This window comes from Aquabacterium sp. OR-4 (genome assembly GCF_025290835.2).
Classification (GTDB): Bacteria; Pseudomonadota; Gammaproteobacteria; order Burkholderiales; family Burkholderiaceae_C; genus Pseudaquabacterium.
In genome coordinates this window covers 930,610-948,382 of the sequence record NZ_JAOCQD020000001.1, presented here as the reverse complement: position 1 = coordinate 948,382, position 17,773 = coordinate 930,610, and the positions used below count along the sequence as shown (strand labels likewise).

Genomic DNA, 17,773 nt, shown 5'->3' with positions numbered 1-17,773 from the left:
CGGCCGGGTGGCGCGCGCGGCGCGGGCCTCACCAGGCGAGTGGCTGGCCGTCGTGGTTGAAGAAGCCGCCGTTGTCGGCCGGCGTCAGCCGGGCCACGGTGGCGCGCAGGTCGGCGGCGCTGCGCTCGACCGTGAGGTCGGCGCCGCCACCCCCCATGTCGGTGCGCACCCAGCCGGGGTGCAGCGCGGCGCAGATGGCGCGGCCGGCCAGGCTCAGCGAGACATCCTTCAGCACCGAGTTGAGCGCCGCCTTCGAGGCGCGGTACAGCCAGCCGGCGGGGCTCTGGCGCAGGCCCAGCGAGCCCATGCGCGACGAGATCACCGCCAGCCGCCCGCCTGGCGCCAGCGCCTCGCCCAGCTGCGGCAGCAGGCGCATGGCGGCCAGCACATTGGTGTGCATCACCTGGTCGAACTCGGCCTCGGTGGGCGCCTGCAGGCCCTGGCTGCGCGGGCCGTAGATGCCGGCCACCAGCCAGGCGGCGTCGAACTGCTCGCCGTCGATCGGCCAGGCCAGGCCGGCGCACCCGGCGGCGCTGGCCACATCCAGCCGCAGCGGCCGGGCGCCCAGTGCGGCCAGGCGCGCCAGGCCGGCGTCATCGCGCGCGGTGGCGACCACCGGCACGCCGTCGGCACGGTACTGGCGCACCAGCTCCAGGCCGATGCCGCGCGAGGCACCGACCACCAGCACCTGCGCAGGGCTCACACCGGCACCGGCTTGACCAGGAAGGTGCCGCGCGCCACCACCGCCGGCTTGGCCAGGCGCACGCCGGCCTGGCCATGGGCCTGCACCAGCCAGCCGCCCAGGCGCTCATGCCATTCGGCCTCGGTCACGGCCCAGCTGAGCTCGAGCGACTGGTCGGCAAACACCGGTGCCTTGAAGGCGAAATTGGTGTTCAGGCACAGGTATTCGCGCGTGAAACCTTCGCCGGCCCGCGAAAAATGGCTGGCCGCCAGGCCCATCAGCATGGCCGACACCTGCTGGCCGCTGGCAATGATCTCGCCATGCCGGGCACGCAGCGCGGCCTGCTGATCGTGGTGCAGCGGGTTGGCATCGCCCGACAACTGGGCAAAGGCGGCAATGTCATCGCGGCTGAAGCGCAGCGTGCGCTGGCAGCGTTCACCTTGTTCGGCGGCAATCATCGGCGGGTTGACTCGTGTATCCAAGGGTTCTCCCTGTATTTTTAGGTTACAGGGCGAGCATAGAGCTCAGAGCATCTCCAATGCCAAGGCTGTGGCTTCACCCCCCCCAATGCACAGGGCTGCCACGCCGCGGCGCAGGCCCTGCTTCTTGAGGGCGCCCAGCAGCGTGACGACGATGCGCGCGCCCGAGGCGCCGATCGGGTGGCCCAGCGCGCAGGCGCCGCCATGCACGTTGACGATCTCGTGCGGCAGCTTGAACTCGGCCATCGCGGCCATGGTCACGGCGGCAAAGGCCTCGTTCACTTCCCACAGGTTCACGCTCTTGGCGTCCCAGCCGGCCTTCTTCAGCACCTTGTCGATGGCGCCGGCCGGCGCGGTGCTGAACCACTCGGGCGCCTGGGCGTGCACCGCCTGGCTGACGATGCGGGCGATGGGCGCGAGGCCCAGGCGCGCCGCGGTGGATTCGCGCACCAGCACCAGCGCGGCGGCGCCGTCGGAGATGCTGCTGGCATTGGCGGCGGTGATCGTGCCGTCCTTCTTGAACGCGGGCTTCAGGCCGGGAATCTTGTCGAGCTTGGCCTTGAAGGGCTGCTCGTCGCGCGTGACCACGGTGTCGCCGGTCTTGCCGGGCAACGTCACCGGCGCGATCTCCCAATCGAAGCTGCCGTCCTCGTTGGCCTGCCGGGCGCGCGTGGTGCTGGCAATGGCGAAATTGTCCTGCGCCTCGCGCGTGAAGCCGTACTTGGCCACGCACTGTTCGGCAAACACGCCCATGGCCTTGCCACGCTCGTACGCGTCTTCCAGGCCGTCCATGGCCATGTGGTCGAACATCTGCGCCGCGCCGTAGCGCACGCCCTTGCGCGCAAACATCAGGTGCGGCGCGTTGGTCATGCTCTCCATGCCGCCGGCCACCATCACGTCGGCGCTGCCGGCGGCCAGCATGTCGTGCGCGAACATCATCGTGCGCATGCCGCTGCCGCACATCTTGCTCATCGTCACCGCCCCGGCTGAATCGGGCAGGCCGGCGCGGCGCAGCGCCTGGCGTGCCGGCGCCTGGCCCTGGCCGGCCATCAGGCAATTGCCCATCAGCACCTCGTCGATGGCTTCGGCGGGCACGCCGGCGCGCTGCACCGCGGCCTGGATCGCCACCGCGCCCAGCTCCCACGCGGCCAGCGGGGCGAAATCACCCAGCAGGCCGCCGATGGGCGTGCGGGCAGCGGAAACGATGACGATGGGATCGGCAGCCATGGCGTGCTCCTTGGGGGATGGGTGGGGGAAATGACCGTTCAGGCCGCTCAGGCCGCGGCCGGCTCGGCGGCGCTGGCGCCGGCCTGGCCGGCAGCCCGCGCCAGGCGCAGCTGGGCAAAACGCTTGTGCGGCTCGTAGGGAAACACGTCGTGCACATGGCCGGCCTGGATGCGCTGCTTGTGGCCTTGCCAGAAGGCGGCATCGAGCAGGTCGCCATGGTGCTTCATGAAGATCTCGCGCACCTGCGGGTTGCCCAGCAGGAACGGGCCGAAGGTCTCGGGGAACACATCCTTGGGGCCCACCGCGTACCAGACCTCGCCCGACATCTCGTCTTCCTCGTTGCGCGGCGTGGGCACGCGGCGGAAGTTGCAGTCGGTGATGTACTCGATCTCGTCGTAGTCGTAGAACACCACCTTGCCGTGACGGGTGACGCCGAAGTTCTTCCACAGCATGTCGCCCGGGAAGATGTTGGCCGCCACCAGGTCCTTGATGGCATTGCCGTACTCCACCACCGCGTGGTTCATCTGCTCGGGCGAGGCGTCCTGCAGGTAGATGTTCAGCGGGATCATGCGGCGCTCGATGTAGAGGTGCTTGATGATCAGCTGGTCGCCGTCTTCCTCGATCAGGCTGGGGCAGAACTTCATCAGCTCGTCGATCAGCTCCTGCTCGATGCGCGCGCGCTCGAAGGCCACGCTGGTGTACTCCAGCGTGTCGGCCATGCGGCCGACGCGGTCGTGGGTCTTGACCAGCAGGTACTTGCCCTTGATCTGCTCGCGCGTGGTGTCCTTTTGCGGCGGGTAGTAGTCCTTGATGACCTTGAACACGTACGGAAACGACGGCAGGTCGAACACCAGCATCACCATGCCCTTGATGCCGGGCGCGATGCGGAACTTGTCGCTGCTGTGGCGCAGGTGGTGCAGAAAGTCGCGGTAAAAGGCGTTCTTGCCCTGCTTTTGCAGGCCCAGCGCGGCATACAGCTCGCTGCGCGGCTTGCGCGGCATCAGCGAGCGCAAGAACTGCACGTAGGCCGAGGGAATCTCCATGTCCACCATGAAGTAGGCCCGCGCAAAGCTGAACAGCATCAGCAGGTCGTCTTCGGTGAACAGCGCGGTGTCGATCAGCAGCCGGCCATCGGCGGCGTGCAGGATCGGCAGCGCGAAGGGCGTGGTGGCAAAGCCGTTGACGATCTTGCCGATGATGTAGGCGCCCTTGTTGCGAAAGAACAGCGAGCTGAGCACCTGGATCTGGAAGTTGGCGCGCAGGCGCACATTGCCGCCCACTTCGTCGCGCAGGGCCAGCATCACGTCGTCGATGTCGCGCTCGAGATCCTCGAACTCGCGCTGCAGGCGGAAGTTGTCGACGATGCGGATCAGCGTCTCGCGCAGCGTCTCGCGCGTGGGGTAGTAGGCGCGGTAGGTGGGCAGCGCGGCGGGCTCGTCGTTCTCGATGTACTCGGTGCTCACCGCCGGCCGCACGAAGATGAAATCGTTGCGGAAGTAGCTGTGGTGCAGGATGCGCGTGGTGACCGAGTTGAAGAAGGTCTCGGCCAGCTCGGGCTGGTGGTGATCGACCAGCAGGCCGATGTAGTGCAGCTTCACCTGCTGCCAGGCGTCGTCGGCCAGGTGGCCGATGTCGAACTCGGTCTGCAGGCGCTGCACGGCCTCGTCGACACGGATGTCGTAGAACTCGATGCGCTCGCGCTGGGCGCGCTGCTGGCCGTGCCAGTCGGCCTGCTCGAAGCGCAGCTTGGCCTCGCGGTTGGTCTCTGAGAACAGCCGGTAATGGCGGTTGAAGCCTTCCATCATCGCCTTGGCGATGTCGTAGGCGCGCGGGTCGGACAGGCGGTGGGGAAACATCGGCGCGGGTCTTTCTACTGCAATGCGGCAGGCGGCCACGGCGTCGCAAGGAAACGCCGGGCCGCCCCAGGTTTCCTTGACCGCCTCGGGGGGCCTGACGGCGGTGAGCCGGCAGGTCTGGGGGCACTCTCAGCGCACCGCCCAAAGCCAGCGAACGCCGCAGAACCGGCTTGGCCGGGCTGCTGGCGCTGCCCCATCGAGGGGGCGCGCAAGGCGCGTACGGGGTGGGTCATGTTTGGGCGTTGCGCTGGCGCCAGCGCTGGTGCAGCTGCGCCAGCGCCGTGGCGTAGGCCAGGTTCACGTCCTCCGACGAGGCGGCGGTGAGCTTCAGGTCCTGCAGCAGGCCGTTGTGCAGGCCGTACACCCAGCCGTGCACCACCACCGCCTGGCCGCGCTGCCAGGCGTCGCGCACCACGGTGGTGTGGCACACGTTGCGCGCCTGCTCCAGCACGTTCAGCTCGACCAGGGCGTCCACGCGCAGGCCCTCGTGCAGGCCGGCCAGGAAGCCCTCGTGCGCGTCGCGCACGTCCTGCACATGGCGCAGCCAGTTGTCCACCAGGCCGGCGCGCTGGTTCAGCAGCGCCGCCCGCACGCCGCCGCAGCCGCTGTGGCCCACCACGATCACATGCTTGACCTGCAGCGCGTCCACCGCGTACTGGATGACGCTGAGCGCATTGAGATCGCTGTGCACCAGCAGGTTGGCCACGTTGCGGTGCACGAACAGCTCGCCCGGCAGCAGGCCCACCAGCTCGTTGGCCGGCACGCGGCTGTCGGCACAGCCGATCCACAGGTATTGCGGCGTCTGCTGCGCCAGCAGGCGGGTGAAGAAACCGGGTTCGCGCGCCTCGGTGGCGGCGGCCCATTGCTGGTTGTTCTCGAACAGGTCGTCCAGTGCGTTGCTCATCGTGTTGGTCTCGTCAGGCGCGCCCACCCCGATGGGAGGCTCCGGCCATGTTGCAGCGCACAGTTTACGAAGGGCTGTCGGGCATCCTGTCCGCATGCCCCAGCACCCACCCAGCACCCACCCAGCGGCCGCCGGGGGGCGGCCTTGGCCGCTTCTGCGGTGGCTACATCGTCTCGGCAAACAACTCGCGGCCGATCAGCATGCGGCGGATCTCTGACGTGCCGGCGCCAATCTCGTAGAGCTTGGCGTCGCGCCACAGGCGGCCGAGCGGGTAGTCGTTGATGTAGCCGTTGCCGCCGAAGATCTGCACGCCCTCGCCGGCCATCCAGGTGGCCTTCTCGGCGCACCACAGGATCACCGAGGCGCAGTCCTTGCGCACCTGGCGCACATGTTCGGTGCCCAGCAGGTCGAGGTTCTTGCCGATGGTGTAGCAAAAGGCCCGGCCGGCCTGCAGCACGGTGTACATGTCGGCCAGCTTGCCCTGGATGAGCTGGAACTCGCCGATGCTCTGGCCGAACTGCTTGCGGTCGTGCACATAGGGCACCACGTTGTCCATCACCGCCTGCATGATGCCGATGGGCCCGGCGGCCAGCACCGCGCGCTCGTAGTCGAGCCCGCTCATCAGCACCCGGGCGCCCCCGCCCACCTGGCCCAGCACGTTCTCGGCCGGCACCTCGACGTTGTGGAACACCAGCTCGCCGGTGTGGCTGCCGCGCATGCCCAGCTTGTCGAGCTTCTGGGCGATCGAGAAGCCCTTCATGCCCTTCTCGATCAGGAAGGCGGTGACCCCGCGCGCGCCCAGCTCGGGCTCGGTCTTGGCGTACACCACCAGGGTGTCGGCGTCTGGGCCGTTGGTGATCCAGAACTTGCTGCCGTTGAGCAGGTAGTGGCTGCCCTGGTCCTGGGCGCGCAGCTTCATGCTGATGACATCGCTGCCGGCATTGGGCTCGCTCATCGCCAGTGCGCCCACGTGCTCGCCGCTGATCAGCTTGGGCAGGTACTTGCGCTTTTGCGCCTCGCTGCCGTTGCGCTTGATCTGGTTGACGCACAGGTTGCTGTGCGCGCCATAGCTCAGGCCCACCGAGGCGCTGGCCCGGCTGATCTCCTCCATGGCGATCATGTGGGCCAGATAGCCCATGCCGGCGCCGCCGTACTCCTCGGGCACGGTGATGCCCAGCACGCCCAGATCACCCATCTTGCGCCACAGGTCCATCGGGAACTGGTCGCTGCGGTCGATCTCGGCGGCCCGCGGCGCGATCTCGGCGGCGCAGAAGTCGCGCACCGCGTCGCGCAGCGCATTGATGTCCTCGCCGAGCTGGAAATCGAGGCCGGGAAGCTGGCTCATGAAGGGTCTCCAAGTCGTGGCAGTGGGCGCCGGCCGCCTGCGCGGTGGCGGCGCGAGTGACGTTTACGTAAACGTCAATCATAGCGAGGCCGGCCGGCCTTGCGAAGGGGTGGGAAAGCTCGGGGGCCCCGGCGGGCTCAGTCGCCGCTGCGGGGCCGCGGCCGGCGTGCGGCCACGGCCGGCAACGCCTTGTCGGCCAGCAGCTGGCGGCACTTGCTCTCGTGCTGCTGCAGCTCTTCCAGCGTGACGCGGATGTCTTCCAGCTGCTGCTCCAGCGCCTGGCGATGGGCACCCAGCGCCGACTGGAAGGCCTCCAGCTGCGGCACCGTGTCGGCCTCGGTGTCGTACATGGTCACCAGCTGCTTGATGTCCTGCAGCGAGAAGCCCAGGCGCTTGCCGCGCAGCGTGAGCTTGAGCCGGGTGCGGTCGCGCCCGGTGTAGACGCGGTTGCGGCCCTCGCGGCCGGGTTCGAGCAGTCCCATGTCCTCGTAGAAGCGGATGGCGCGCGGCGTCACGTCGAACTCCTGCGCCAGCTCGGTGATCGTGAAGGTCTTGCCGTCCTTGGGGCGGGGGGTGGCGGGCATCGCGCGGTCTTTACGTTGACGTCAACGTCAATCGTACCGTCACCGCGGCAGGCCCGCGCGCACTCGGTCTGACTCCGCGCTCAAGCTGTGTGCCGGCCTGCGCGAACCCGGCGGCCGCCACGCGCCCGCGCAGCCGGGCCCCTCACGGCCTGCCAGCCGGTCAGTCGAACGACGGCAGCAGATCCGAACGCAGCGCGCCGCGGTGGCGCTCGTAGTCGGGCAGCACCGAGCGCACCACCTCCCAGAAGGCCGGGCTGTGGTTCATCTCGCGCAGGTGGGCCAGCTCGTGCGTGACCACATAGTCGATCACCGGCAGCGCAAAGTGGATCAGGCGCCAGTTCAGCCGCACCGAGCCGTCGGCGCTGGCCGAGCCCCAGCGCGTGCTGGCCGAGCTGAGCGCCAGGCGCTTGATGCGCACGCGCAGCAGCGGCGCAAAGTGGTTGCAGCGCTCCTCGAACACGCGGCGGGCCTGGCGCTGCAGCCAGCTTTGCACCGCCTCGGCCACCTGGTTCTCGCTGGCCGATTGCGGCAGGCCCACATGCAGCGTGAGCCGCGGCACGCCGGGCAGGGTGTCGTCGGCGGTGCGCAGCTGCGCGCCCGTGACCCGCGCATCGAGCACCACGATCACCGTCTCGCCCAGAAAGGGCAGCGTGGCGCCGTCGCGCCACACCACGCGCGAGGCGGCCACGCGCTGGGCGCGCTCATGCTGCTCGTGCAGCTTGCGCAGAATCCAGCCGGCCTTGGCGCGCAGCGCGTTCTCGACCTCGCCCACACCCACCCAGCGCGGCGCCGAGACGCTCAGGCCTTCGGCGCCCACCACAAAGCCGATCGAGCGGCGCCGCGCACGGCGGAACTCGTAGCCCACGCGGTGTTCGCCCAGATCGATCTGGCGCTGCGCGCGGGGATGCTGGAAGCGCGTGCTGGCCGGTGACGGCACCTGCGGCATCCCGGGCGGCCGGGCCGCGGCATCGGGCCCGCGCGTCGGGGTCGATCCGGCGGCCTGGGGCGCCAGCGGCGCCGCCGCAGGGGCGGCCGCCGGCGGCGCTGCGTCAAACAGCGACAGCTGCGTCTGGGCGGGGTTGGCCGGATCCGGGCCTGGGTTGCGCATGATGAGCACGCATTCTACGAAGGCCCGCCAGGCCTTGTGCGCGCCCGCCCATGCAGGGTGCTGGGCGGCGCGGCCTGAGCGCCGGCTCAGCGGTAGGCGTCGGGGTCGATGCGGCGCATCTCGGCCTCGATCCAGGCTTCCACGTCCTTCATCACCGCGGTGGGCTCGCGCCCGACGGTGGCCATCGGCGCGCCGATCGACACGTCGATCACGCCGGGGCGCAGCAGCCAGCTCTTGCGCGGCCAGCACTTGGCCGAGCTGGCGGCAATCGGCACGATCGGGATGCCGGCGGCCGCGGCCAGGCGCGAGGCGCCGCTCTTGTACTCGCCGGCCTCGCCGCGCTCGACGCGCGTGCCTTCGGGAAACATGATCACCCACACGCCCTTGGCCGCCAGGCGCTTGCCCTGGCTCAGCACCTTGGACCAGGCCTCGGCACGGCGGCCGCGGTCGATGTGCACCATGTCCATGCGGCTCATGGCCCAGCCGAAAAACGGCACGTAGAGCAGCTCGCGCTTGAACACATAGGCCAGCGGGTGCGGCATCAGCGCCGGAAACGCGAAGGTCTCCCAGGTGCTCTGGTGCTTGGCCGCCAGCAGCACCGCGGCATTGGCATCGGCCGCGCTGGGCACGTTCTCCATGCCGTGCACGCGCCAGCGCACGCCGCAGATCACGCGCGCGCCGTGCACCGCCACCTTCAGCCAGCCGGCGCACATCCAGTACACCTGCGTGCTGTTGAGCACCAGCGAGGCCAGCAGCACCGCCAGCGCCCAGGGAATCACCGTGACGATCAGCCACAGCACGAACAGGAAGGAACGCAGGTAGATCATCAGTTCAACAGCGGGTGCGCACGGCTCGAAACCGTGCAATCAAAGAAGGGCAGGTGCGCAAACCAAGCAGTCGCCGCAGATCCGGCTCTGCCGGTCTGCTGGCGACGCCCCTTGGGGGGAGGCGCCGAAGGCGCTTCGGGGGGGGGGTCAATGAAAGGCGCCGGGCGTGGTGATCTGCACCTGGCCACGGCGCAGCAGGTGCTCGACGAAGGCACCCAGACTGTCGTGCACCTCGGCCCCGGGCACCTGGCCCAGGATGTGGGCGATCTGCGCATCGTCGAGCGCCGCGGCGCGGCCCGAGCGCACCAGGTGCGGCTCGCAGCCGGCGGCGGCCGCAGCCTGCAGGTCGCGCAGCGTGTCGGCCACCATCGGCACCTGATCCAGGTCGATGCCGTAGCGCTTGCCGATGTCGATCATCAGGCCGGGCTGCGGCTTGCGGCAGTCGCACTGGTCTTCGGGCGTGTGCGGACAGAAGAACACCGCGTCGATGCGCCCGCCCACCGCGGCCAGCTGCTTGAACAGATGGGCATGCACGGCATTCACCGAGGCCATGTCGATCATGCCGCGGCCGATGCCCGACTGGTTGGTGGCCAGCACCGCATGCCAGCCGGCATGGTTGAGCCGCGCCACCGCCTCCAGCGCGCCGGCAATCAGCTCCAGCTCCTCGGGCGCCTTGACATGGTCGTCGCGGAACTCGTTGAGGATGCCGTCGCGGCCCAGGATCACGAGCTTGTCGAGGTGCTGCATTGCGCGTGCGCCAAAGATGTTTGCAAGTCGAGAACTCAGCCGCGCCGGGCCGCTCCGAGGGCCTGGGCGCCCCAAGGCTGCGAAGCGGCCCTTCGCGGGGCCACGGCGGCCTGAGTGCAGCGACGTGGCGGCATCATGCCGCCAGGCGCGAGAGGTCGGCCACCCGGTTCATCGAAGCATGCAGCGTGCCCAGCAGGGCCAGGCGGTTGGCGCGCAGCGCGGCATCGTCGGCATTGACCATCACCGCGTCGAAAAACGCGTCCACCGGCGCCTTCAGACCGGCCAGGGCCTGCAGCGAGGCGGCGTACTCACCGGCCTCGAAGGCCTTGTCGGCCAGCGGCGCCAGCGCGGCCAGCGCCTGGTGCAGCGTGGCCTCGGCGGGTTCGTTCAGCAGCGCGGTGTCCACCGTGGTGCCCACCGCGCCGTCCACCTTCTTCAGGATGTTGCCCACGCGCTTGTTGGCCGCGGCCAGCGAAGCGGCCTCGGGCAGATCGGCAAAGGCGCGCACGGCGGCCAGGCGCTTGGCCACATCGCCCAGACGCGGCGGCTGCAGCGCCAGCACGGCATCCACCTCCTGCGCGCTGTAGCCCTGCTCGCGCAGGCTCACGGCCAGGCGGTCGTAGAAGAAGGGCAGCAGCTTGGCCACCGTGTCGTCGGCCAGCGCCAGCTCGGCCGGAAAGGCCTCGAAGGCCGCCGCCAGCAGCGCCGGCAGGGCCAGCGGCAGGTTCTTCTCGGCCAGGATGCGGATCACGCCCAGCGCGTGGCGGCGCAGCGCGAAGGGGTCCTTGTCGCCGGTGGGCAGCTGGCCGATGCCGAACAGGCCGGCCAGCGTCTCGAGCTTATCGGCCAGCGCCAGCACCGTGCCGGTGTGGTTGCGCGGCAGCGCATCGCCGGCAAAACGCGGCTTGTAGTGGTCTTCGATGGCGATGGCCACGCCGTCGCGCAGGCCCTCGTGGCGGGCGTAGTACGCGCCCATCACGCCCTGCAGCTCGGGAAACTCGCCCACCATGTCGGTCAGCAGATCGGTCTTGGCCAGGCGCGCGGCCTGCTGGGCCTTGCTGTCGAGCACCTCGAACTCGTCGCGCGCCTCCACCGTGTAGGGCACCGTGGCCGTGCGCAGCTGGTTGACGATGGCGTGCGCGATGGCGCGCACCCGCTCGGCGCGGTCGCCCTGGCTGCCCAGCTTGCCGTGGTAGACCACCTTGGCCAGTCCGGGCACGCGGCTTTCCAGCGTCTTCTTGCGGTCTTGATCAAAGAAGAACTTGGCGTCGGCCAGGCGCGGGCGCACCACGCGCTCGTTGCCGCCGATCACCGCGCTGGCATCGGCCGGGCGGATGTTGCTGACGATCAGGAACCGGTTCGTCAGCTTGCCGGCGGCATCGAGCAGCGGAAAGTACTTCTGGTTGGCCTTCATCGTCAGGATCAGGCATTCCTGCGGCACGTCGAGAAACTCGCGCTCGAACTGGCAGCCCAGCACATTGGGGCGCTCGACCAGGGCCGTCACCTCATCCAGCAGGGCCTCGTCATCGATCGGCTGCAGGCCCTGCGCGGCAGCGGCGGCGGCCAGCTGGCGCACGATCTCGGCGCGGCGCTCGTCGAAGCTGGCGATCACGGCGCCCTGCTCGCGCAGCTGCTGCGCGTAGCTGTCGGCGGTGTCGATGGCCAGCACCGGCGTGGCGGCCTCGAAGCGGTGGCCCAGCGTCTCGCGGCCGGCCTGCAGGCCCAGCGCCTGCACCGGCACCACTTGCGTGCCGTGCAGCGCCACCAGGCGGTGCGCCGGGCGCACGAACTTCACATCGCTCCAGCCATCGGCCAGCTGGTAGGTCATCACCTTGGGGATCGGCAGCCTGGCGATGGCGTCATCGAGCGCCTTCTGCAGGCCTTCGGCCAGCGTGGCGCCGGGCACCAGGCTGTCGAGGAACAGCGTCTCGGCACCCTTGCCACCCGCGTCGGGCAGGCGCTTGAGCTGCGGCAGCACCGAGCCGTCGGTGCCCAGCGCCGCCAGCTTCTTCAGCAGCGCCGGCGTGGGCTGGCCGCCGGCATCCAGCGCCACGGCCACCGGCATCAGCTTTTGCTGCACGGCGCGGTCGGGTGCGCGGCTGGCCACGCCGGCCACCTGCACCGCCAGCCGGCGCGGCGAGGCATAGGCGGTGACGGCCGCATCGGCCGCCGCCAGGCCTTGCGCCTTGAGGCTGGCGGCCAGCACCGACGAGAAGGCCTCGCCCAGCTTCTTCAGCGCCTTGGGCGGCAGCTCCTCGACAAAGAGTTCGACCAGCAGATGGGGTTGCGCGGCGGTCATGTCGGCTCAGGCCTTTGCGGTGTTGTTCTTGTCGGCCGCGGCAGCGCCGGCCTTGGCGGCCTTCTCGGCCTTGTCGGCCAGCTGCGCCAGCACTTCCTCGCCCCAGGCCTTGGGCGCCATCGGGAAGCCCAGGCGCGCCCGGCTGTCCAGATAGCCCGCGGCCACGCTGCGGGCGAGATTGCGGATGCGGCCGATGTAGGCCGCGCGTTCGGTCACGCTGATCGCGCCGCGCGCGTCCAGCAGGTTGAAGGTGTGGGCCGCCTTGAGCACCTGCTCGTAGGCCGGCAGCGCCAGCTGCTGCGCGATCAGGTGCTGGGCATTGCCCTCGTGCGCGCCGAAGGCCTGCAGCAGGAACTCGACGTTGCTGTGCTCGAAGTTGTAGGTGCTCTGCTCCACCTCGTTCTGGTGGTAGACGTCGCCGTAGCTGAGTGAGTCGGTCCACTTCAGGTTGTAGACGTTGTCCACGCCCTGCAGGTACATCGCCAGGCGCTCCAGGCCGTAGGTGATCTCGCCGGTGATCGGCTTGCAGTCGATGCCGCCCACCTGCTGGAAGTAGGTGAACTGTGTCACCTCCATGCCGTTGAGCCAGACCTCCCAGCCCAGGCCCCAGGCACCCAGCGTGGGGTTCTCCCAGTCGTCCTCGACGAAGCGCACGTCGTTTTTCTTCAGGTCGAAGCCCAGCGCCTCCAGGCTGCCCAGGTACAGCTCCAGGATGTTGGCCGGCGCCGGCTTGAGCACCACCTGGTACTGGTAGTAGTGCTGCAGGCGGTTGGGGTTCTGGCCGTAGCGGCCGTCCTTGGGGCGGCGGCTGGGCTGCACATAGGCGGCCTTCCAGGGCTCGGGGCCGAGGGCGCGCAGGAAGGTGGCGGTGTGGCTGGTGCCGGCGCCCACTTCCATGTCATAGGGTTGCAGCAGCGCACAGCCCTGGGCGTCCCAGTAGTCCTGCAGGCGGAGGATGATCTGTTGGAAGGTGAGCATGGACGGATGCAGGTTCGCGACCGGGATCGCTGGGGTTCACTGGCACAGGGCGGGCCGGCGGGCCGCCGTTCGAGCGCCGGGCTCGGCCGCCGAGTTTACTGGCCGCCCCCGGGCCCGGCGGCCGCTGGCACGCGGCGTGGCCGCCAGGCCATCGCGCCCACCACGGCCAGCGCCAGCGCCCACAGCGGCTGCAGCCCGGCGGCGGCCAGCCAGCGCGCATAGGGCGTGTCGCCGGTGCGGCCGTCCACCTCGGCCTCCAGCGTGGCGGCCACCTCGGGCGGCAGCCGGGCGCTGACACGGCCGTGGTGGTCGACCACCGCGGTGGCGCCGGTGTTGGTGCTGCGCACCACCGGCCGCTGGAACTCCAGCGCCCGCATGCGCGAGAACTGCAGGTGCTGGTCCTGCACCATCCGCGGGCCGAACCAGGCCAGGTTGCTGGCGTTGACGTACACCGTGGCCGAGTCCGGGCCCACGGCGCTGTCGGCCAGGTCTTCGCCGAACAGGTCCTCGTAGCAGATCAGCGGCCGCAGGCGCTGCGCGCCCAGGCGCATCGGCGCAGTGCTCTGGCCGCGCGCCTGGTCGTCGAGCGGAATGGCCATCGCGCGCACGAACCAGCCAAAACCCGGCGGAATGAACTCGCCAAACGGCAGCAGGTGGCGCTTGCCGTAGCGGTAGAAGTCGTCACCGGCCACGCCGCGGCCGGCCTGGGCCGCGCCCAGGCCGATCATCGAGTTGACGTAGCCGGCCTGCTCGTCGCCCAGAAACACGCCCACCAGCGCCGCACGGCCCGGCGCCGCCACGGCCCCGGCCAGGCGCGTCCAGTACTCGGCCGGCACCGCCGGCAGCGGCAGCGGCACCACCGATTCAGGCGTCACCACCAGCGTGCCGCGCGCGCCTTCCACCGCGCGCGCCAGCGCGTCGAGGTTGGCGTCGATGCGGGCGGCGTCAAACTTGAGGTCCTGCGCGATGTTGGGCTGCACCAGGCTCACCGCCAGGCGGCCGGTGCTGCGGGTGAAGGCCTGCGGCAGCCCTTGGCCCAGCGCCGCCAGGCCGCTCACCAGCAGCAGCGGCAACCAGCGCGACCAGGCGCCGGCGCGCGGCTGGGCCGCCACGCCCGCCCCCGCCAGCCGATCGGCCGGCCGATCCGCCAGCCCATCGGCCGGCCCGCGCCAGGCCAGCGCCAGCGCGGCACTGGCCGCCGCAGCGATGGCCAGGATGCCGTACACGCCCAGCCAGGGCGCCCACGCCGCCAGCGGGCCGGTGCTGTGGGCATAGCCCGAGGCGATCCACGGAAAACCGGTGAAGAAGCTGGCCCGCGCCAGCTCGGCCAGCAGCCAGCAGGCGGCAAACAGGGCCACGTCCTGCCCGGCTCGGCCGCGGCGCCAGCGCGCCCAGGCGGCCAGCGCCGCCGCCGGGTAGAGCGCCAGAAACAGCGCCAGCAGCCCCACCGCGCCAGCCGCCAGCGGCGCCGCCAGGCCACCGTAGTGGTGCATGCTGATGAACAGCCACCACAGGCCGCTGGCAAACCAGCCCAGGCCGAACCAGACCCCCAGCGCCGCGGCACGGCGCGTGGCGCCGGCACCGGCGGAGGCGGCCCGGGCCACCAGCGCCACCAGCCCGGCCAGCGCCAGGATCTGCAGCCACCAGGCTTCCACCGGGGCAAAGGCCGCGGTGTGCAATGCGCCCAGGCCCAGCGCCGCCGGGCCGGCCAGGCGCGGCCAGCGCATCAGTCGGCAGCCGCGGGGCGGCGTGTCACGCGGAACCAGCGCACCGCGCCGCCCCGGGTGAGCATCACGCTGAACACCAGCCCCCCGGCCTGCACCACCTCGCCACGCCGCGGCACCTGGCCGAGCTGGTGCACGATCAGGCCGCCGATGGTGTCGAAATCTTCTTCGGGCAGCTCGGTGCCGAACACCGCGTTGACGGCGCTGATTCCGGTGTCGCCGGCCACGCGCCAGCTGCCATCGGCCAGCGAGACGATGCCGTTGTCGGCCGCCGTGGCCTGGTCGTCGAACTCGTCCTCGATCTCGCCGACGATCTCCTCGAGCACATCCTCGATGGTGATCAGCCCGGCGGTGTTGCCGAACTCGTCGATCACGATCGCCAGGTGGTTGCGGTTGCTGCGGAAGTCGCGCAGCAGCTCGTTCAACTTCTTGCTCTCGGGCACGAACACCGCCGGCCGCAGCAGCGTGCGCAGGTTCAGCTCGGGCGCGCGCTGCAGCTTCAGCAGATCCTTGGCCATCAGGATGCCGATGATGCTGTCGCGCTGGCCCTCGTAGACCGGAAAGCGCGAATGGCCGGTGTCGATCACCGCGGCCAGCAGTTCGTCATAGGGCGCGTCGATGTCGAGCAGGTCCATGCGCGGCGCGGCCACCATCACATCGCCGGCAATCATGTCGGCCATGCGGATCACGCCCTCGAGCATCAGGCGTGATTCGGTGGGGATGAGCTCGCGCTGCTCGGCGTCGGCCAGCGTCTCGATCAGTTCGGCGCGGGAATCGGGGCCGGGCGAGATGAACTCGACCATGCGCTCGAACAAGGTGCGCCGCTCGGCGGCCAGGGCCGGACGGCCAGAGCCATGCCTGGGCGGCCGACTCGAAGGGGGTTCTGACACAGCGGGTGCCGGAAGTCGCGATGCGCGCAAGAATACCCGATCACCTTGACACGGCGCGGGTCTTGCAAGACAGTCCGCCGCCCTCACCTGCCGGGGTTGACCCGCGCCACTGGCGCCGCCCCTTGGAGCCTGTTCACCATGTCTGCTGCCGTCGGCCTGATCCCCGCCACCATCCTCACCGGCTTTCTCGGCTCGGGCAAGACCACGCTGCTCAAGCGCGTGCTGACCGAAAGCCATGGCCAGAAGATCGCCGTCATCGAGAACGAATTCGGTGAGGAGAACATCGACAACGACATCCTGGTGGCCGATACCGAGGAACAGATCATCCAGATGAGCAACGGCTGCGTGTGCTGCACCATCCGCGAGGATCTGCGCACCACGCTGTCGGAGCTGGCCACCAAGCGCCGCAAGGGCGAACTGCACTTCGACCGCATCGTGATCGAGACCACCGGCCTGGCCGACCCCGGCCCGGTGGCGCAAACCTTCTTCATGGACGACGAGGTGGCCGAGAGCTACCTGCTCGACTCCATCCTCACGCTGGTGGACGCCAAGCATGCCGAGCAGCAGCTCGACACCCGCGTCGAGGCACAGCGCCAGGTGGGCTTTGCCGACCAGATCTTCATCAGCAAGACCGACCTGTGCGAGCCGGCCGCCGTGGCGGCGCTGGCCCACCGCCTGAAGCACATGAACCCTCGCGCGCCGCAGCACCAGGTGCATTTTGGCGAGGTGCCGATCGCCAGCGTGTTCGATCTGAAGGGCTTCAACCTCAACGCCAAGCTCGAGATCGACCCCGAGTTCCTGGCCGCCGGGGATTCGCACGGCCACCACCATCACCATCACCATGATCACGGCCACGACCATGGCCACGAGGGCCACGACCACGCCCCCGGCGAGGCCTGCAACCACCCGCACCACCATCACCACGACGACGACGTCAAGAGCTTCGTGTTCCGCAGCACGCGGCCCTTCGACGCCGCCAAGCTGGAAGACTTTCTCGGCTCGATCGTGCAGGTCTACGGCCCCAAGATGCTGCGTTACAAGGGCGTGCTCTACATGAAGGGCACCGACCGCAAGGTGGTGTTCCAGGGCGTGCACCAGCTGATGGGCAGCGATCTGGGCCCCAAATGGGTGCCGCAAGAAACCAAGCAGAGCAAGATGGTGTTCATCGGCCTCGACCTGCCGCGTGAGATCCTGCTGCAAGGCCTGGACGGCTGCCTGGCCTGATGGCCGACGGCGCCGCCCAGCCGTGGGCCTGGCGTCAAATTTGCGTGGCTACAATCCGCGCGCCCGAACCGATGCGGTGATCGCACAGGCGGTGGCACAGAACAGGTATAAAGCCACTGCGAGGAGTCCCGAAGTGAGCAAGACCTCGGCCAAATCCGCCCCTCCGGGCGGGGCCCCTGAAAAAGCCAGCCCTGCTGCGCCTGCCACCAAAGCCGCCAAGACCCCGGCGGCCCCGAAACCCGCGTCCACACCCCAGGCCACGGCGGCGCCCGAACCCGCGCGCAACCGTTTTGCCGAACGTTTTTCTCCGCCCAAGCCTCCCGCCCGGGGTTACCCAGAACCGATGGAAACTGTGAAGCCTGCCCACAAGGCAGATCCCAAACTCGCCAATGCCTGGAAGTCCAAGGCTGGCCGCGACCTGTCCGAAGCCGAACTCATGGCCATGCCCGAGTCGGAGTACATGAACGAGAAGCAGATCGAATTCTTCCGCGTGCGGCTCACCGCCCTGAAGGACGACCTGCTGAGCAATGCCGGCGAAACCACCGAGCACCTGCGCGAAGACACCTCGATCGTGCCCGATCCGGCCGACCGCGCCACCATCGAGGAAGAGCATGCGCTGGAACTGCGCACGCGCGACCGCGAGCGCAAGCTGCTGAAGAAGATCTCGCAGTCGCTGACCCGCCTCGATTCGGGCGAGTACGGCTACTGCGACGAGACCGGCGAGCCGATCGGCCTGGGTCGCCTGCTGGCGCGGCCCACGGCCACGCTGTCGCTCGAGGCGCAGCAGCGCCGCGAGCTCAAGCAGAAGATGTTCGGAGACTGAGCATGCACCGCGGGCCCTGCTCCCGCCGCGGGTCGGCACGCTGCGCCTTGCGCGCGGCATGTGCCGGTGCGCGCGG

16 protein-coding genes are annotated in these 17,773 nt (G+C 69.7%); 2 read left to right on the top strand and 14 right to left on the bottom strand.

Annotated elements, in window-relative coordinates:
• Positions 1-28 precede the first annotated feature (28 nt).
• The 14 genes from N4G63_RS03945 to N4G63_RS03880 form a co-directional block, all read right to left on the bottom strand.
• Entirely contained in the window at positions 29-703 is a 675-nt protein-coding gene (locus N4G63_RS03945) for an SDR family oxidoreductase (protein WP_260790267.1), read from the bottom strand.
• On the bottom strand, positions 700-1,164 hold the full coding sequence (locus N4G63_RS03940) for a MaoC family dehydratase (RefSeq protein ID WP_260790266.1): 465 nt from the start codon (positions 1,162-1,164) through the stop codon (positions 700-702). The genes N4G63_RS03945 and N4G63_RS03940 overlap by 4 nt, the downstream gene beginning before the upstream one ends.
• Positions 1,165-1,206: 42 nt before the next feature.
• On the bottom strand, positions 1,207-2,388 hold the full coding sequence (locus N4G63_RS03935) for an acetyl-CoA C-acyltransferase (RefSeq protein WP_314599370.1): 1,182 nt from the start codon (positions 2,386-2,388) through the stop codon (positions 1,207-1,209).
• Positions 2,389-2,435: 47 nt separating this feature from the next.
• Positions 2,436-4,244 (bottom strand): bifunctional isocitrate dehydrogenase kinase/phosphatase, encoded by a 1,809-nt coding sequence (aceK, locus tag N4G63_RS03930; protein WP_260790265.1) that lies wholly within the window; start codon positions 4,242-4,244, stop codon positions 2,436-2,438.
• A gap of 229 nt (positions 4,245-4,473) precedes the next feature.
• Entirely contained in the window at positions 4,474-5,148 is a 675-nt protein-coding gene (gene can / locus N4G63_RS03925) for a carbonate dehydratase (protein WP_260790264.1), read from the bottom strand.
• Between the two features lie 163 nt (positions 5,149-5,311).
• The gene (locus tag N4G63_RS03920; protein WP_260790263.1) at positions 5,312-6,493 is read right to left on the bottom strand and encodes an isovaleryl-CoA dehydrogenase; all 1,182 of its coding nucleotides are present in this window, start codon (positions 6,491-6,493) and stop codon (positions 5,312-5,314) included.
• 137 nt (positions 6,494-6,630) lie between these two features.
• Entirely contained in the window at positions 6,631-7,077 is a 447-nt protein-coding gene (locus tag N4G63_RS03915) for a MerR family transcriptional regulator (protein WP_260790262.1), read from the bottom strand.
• A 160-nt stretch (positions 7,078-7,237) separates the two neighbouring features.
• Entirely contained in the window at positions 7,238-8,185 is a 948-nt protein-coding gene (locus N4G63_RS03910; RefSeq protein WP_260790261.1) for a M48 family metallopeptidase, read from the bottom strand.
• 86 nt (positions 8,186-8,271) lie between these two features.
• Positions 8,272-9,012, bottom strand: coding sequence for a lysophospholipid acyltransferase family protein (locus N4G63_RS03905; RefSeq protein WP_314599369.1), 741 nt, complete (start codon positions 9,010-9,012; stop codon positions 8,272-8,274).
• A 147-nt stretch (positions 9,013-9,159) separates the two neighbouring features.
• Positions 9,160-9,759, bottom strand: coding sequence for a D-glycero-beta-D-manno-heptose 1,7-bisphosphate 7-phosphatase (gmhB, locus tag N4G63_RS03900; RefSeq protein ID WP_260790260.1), 600 nt, complete (start codon positions 9,757-9,759; stop codon positions 9,160-9,162).
• A gap of 133 nt (positions 9,760-9,892) precedes the next feature.
• Positions 9,893-12,058, bottom strand: a complete 2,166-nt coding sequence (gene glyS, locus N4G63_RS03895; RefSeq protein WP_314599368.1) for a glycine--tRNA ligase subunit beta — start codon at positions 12,056-12,058, stop codon at positions 9,893-9,895.
• A gap of 6 nt (positions 12,059-12,064) precedes the next feature.
• Positions 12,065-13,036, bottom strand: coding sequence for a glycine--tRNA ligase subunit alpha (glyQ, locus tag N4G63_RS03890; protein ID WP_314599367.1), 972 nt, complete (start codon positions 13,034-13,036; stop codon positions 12,065-12,067).
• Positions 13,037-13,131: 95 nt separating this feature from the next.
• Positions 13,132-14,763, bottom strand: coding sequence for an apolipoprotein N-acyltransferase (lnt, locus tag N4G63_RS03885; RefSeq protein WP_260790259.1), 1,632 nt, complete (start codon positions 14,761-14,763; stop codon positions 13,132-13,134).
• Entirely contained in the window at positions 14,763-15,650 is an 888-nt protein-coding gene (locus tag N4G63_RS03880) for a CorC family transporter (protein ID WP_443111997.1), read from the bottom strand. The genes lnt and N4G63_RS03880 overlap by 1 nt, the downstream gene beginning before the upstream one ends.
• Positions 15,651-15,788: 138 nt before the next feature.
• Here N4G63_RS03880 and N4G63_RS03875 point away from each other — a divergent pair, with 138 nt between their 5' ends.
• Complete coding sequence (locus tag N4G63_RS03875) at positions 15,789-16,874, top strand: CobW family GTP-binding protein (protein ID WP_260790258.1); 1,086 nt, start codon at positions 15,789-15,791, stop codon at positions 16,872-16,874.
• A gap of 133 nt (positions 16,875-17,007) precedes the next feature.
• On the top strand, positions 17,008-17,697 hold the full coding sequence (gene dksA, locus N4G63_RS03870; protein ID WP_260790257.1) for an RNA polymerase-binding protein DksA: 690 nt from the start codon (positions 17,008-17,010) through the stop codon (positions 17,695-17,697).
• The last annotated feature ends 76 nt before the right edge of the window (positions 17,698-17,773 follow it).

Excerpts from the sequence above, each read along its gene's own strand:
- N4G63_RS03935 (WP_314599370.1), bottom strand. The coding sequence starts at position 2,388 with ATGGCTGCCGATCCCATCGTCATCGTTTCCGCTGCCCGCACGCCCATC.
- aceK (WP_260790265.1), bottom strand. The coding sequence starts at position 4,244 with ATGTTTCCCCACCGCCTGTCCGACCCGCGCGCCTACGACATCGCCAAG.
- can (WP_260790264.1), bottom strand. The coding sequence starts at position 5,148 with ATGAGCAACGCACTGGACGACCTGTTCGAGAACAACCAGCAATGGGCC.
- N4G63_RS03920 (WP_260790263.1), bottom strand. The coding sequence starts at position 6,493 with ATGAGCCAGCTTCCCGGCCTCGATTTCCAGCTCGGCGAGGACATCAAT.
- N4G63_RS03915 (WP_260790262.1), bottom strand. The coding sequence starts at position 7,077 with ATGCCCGCCACCCCCCGCCCCAAGGACGGCAAGACCTTCACGATCACC.
- N4G63_RS03910 (WP_260790261.1), bottom strand. The coding sequence starts at position 8,185 with ATGCGCAACCCAGGCCCGGATCCGGCCAACCCCGCCCAGACGCAGCTG.
- N4G63_RS03905 (WP_314599369.1), bottom strand. The coding sequence starts at position 9,012 with ATGATCTACCTGCGTTCCTTCCTGTTCGTGCTGTGGCTGATCGTCACG.
- gmhB (WP_260790260.1), bottom strand. The coding sequence starts at position 9,759 with ATGCAGCACCTCGACAAGCTCGTGATCCTGGGCCGCGACGGCATCCTC.
- glyS (WP_314599368.1), bottom strand. The coding sequence starts at position 12,058 with ATGACCGCCGCGCAACCCCATCTGCTGGTCGAACTCTTTGTCGAGGAG.
- glyQ (WP_314599367.1), bottom strand. The coding sequence starts at position 13,036 with ATGCTCACCTTCCAACAGATCATCCTCCGCCTGCAGGACTACTGGGAC.
- lnt (WP_260790259.1), bottom strand. The coding sequence starts at position 14,763 with ATGCGCTGGCCGCGCCTGGCCGGCCCGGCGGCGCTGGGCCTGGGCGCA.
- N4G63_RS03875 (WP_260790258.1), top strand. The coding sequence starts at position 15,789 with ATGTCTGCTGCCGTCGGCCTGATCCCCGCCACCATCCTCACCGGCTTT.